Here is a 1,160-nt window from a genome sequence, read left to right as displayed (position 1 = left end):
AGATGTGTATAAGAGCCAGGCCGTGGACCTGCTGGGCGAACGCGAGGGTCGACCCGTGCTGCGCGTCGAGGGCGGCGAGGCGGACCCGGGTGAGGGGACCCTGCACATGACCACCGTGATGGTCGGGGGTCCTCCCATCGGCACCACCTCCCTGCTCGACCTCGGCCGCGGTCTGACGGACCCCGCCGTGGACGTGGTCCCGCGCGAGCTGATGTATCCCACCGGCGTCACCTCCGACGAGGTCGGCGAGGCCAATTCGGCGGCCATGTCGGACTCCCAGCAGACCGCGACCGCCGCGGCCCTGCGCGAGCTCGGACGCGAGGTGCCCCAGCGGCTCGTCGTGCAGCAGCTCGTGCCCGGCGGGCCCGCCGAGGGCGTCCTGCGGGCCGGGGACGAGGTGATCGCCGCCGAGGGACGGCCCGTGGCCGACCTGGAGGCCGTGCGCGCCGCCGTCGGGGCCGCGGGGCCCGACCCGGTCACGCTGACGGTCCGCCGCGACGGCGTGGAGCAGGACCTCGAGGTGCCGGTGGCGGCCGCCCCCGAGGGCGCGCCCCAGCCGTGGCAGATGGGGGCCCTGATCGAGACCGCCTACGACGTCCCGGTGGACGTCGAGCTGACCGTGCCGGACATCGGCGGACCTTCGGCGGGTCTGATGTTCGCGCTCACCGTGATCGAGCGGCTGACCCCGGGGGCGATGACGGGGGGCGCATCGATCGCCGGAACGGGCACGATCACGGGGGACGGCGTCGTGGGTCCAATCGGCGGGATCCCGCAGAAGGTGCGCGGCGCCGCCGAGGCGGGGGCCACGACGTTCCTGGCCCCCACGGCGAACTGCGAGGAGCTGGCCGGCCGTGTGCCCGAGGGTCTGACGGTGTACCCCGTGGATACGCTGGGCCAGGCCCGCGACATCGTCGAGGCGGTGGCCCGGGGGGAGACCCCGGCCGCCGCCCGGACGTGCGGCTGAGCCGACGCACACCAGGACCACCAGACCACCAGACCGGACGACATGTCCGGGGCGCAGCGCCCCGGGCCGGAGCAGAGCCCCGCGGACGCGGGAGGGAAGAGGACAGAGCAGTGAGCTTCGGACAGGGAGGCGGCGGACCGTTCGGCGGACCGCCCCGTGACGGCGGCGGGACCGCCGGGGGTCCGTTCGGCGGTCC

At 75.3% G+C, this 1,160-nt stretch carries 1 protein-coding gene; it reads left to right on the top strand.

Annotated elements, in window-relative coordinates; translation table 11 throughout:
- Window positions 1-964, top strand: a 964-nt coding sequence (locus J1M39_RS12020) for a YlbL family protein (RefSeq protein WP_206496848.1), incomplete at its 5' end; no start/stop codon positions are given.
- Window positions 965-1,160: the final 196 nt, after the last annotated feature.

This window comes from Micrococcus sp. KRD077 (genome assembly GCF_017168505.1).
Lineage (GTDB): Bacteria > Actinomycetota > Actinomycetes > Actinomycetales > Micrococcaceae > Micrococcus > Micrococcus luteus.
This window is presented reverse-complemented; position numbering and strand designations above follow the sequence as displayed.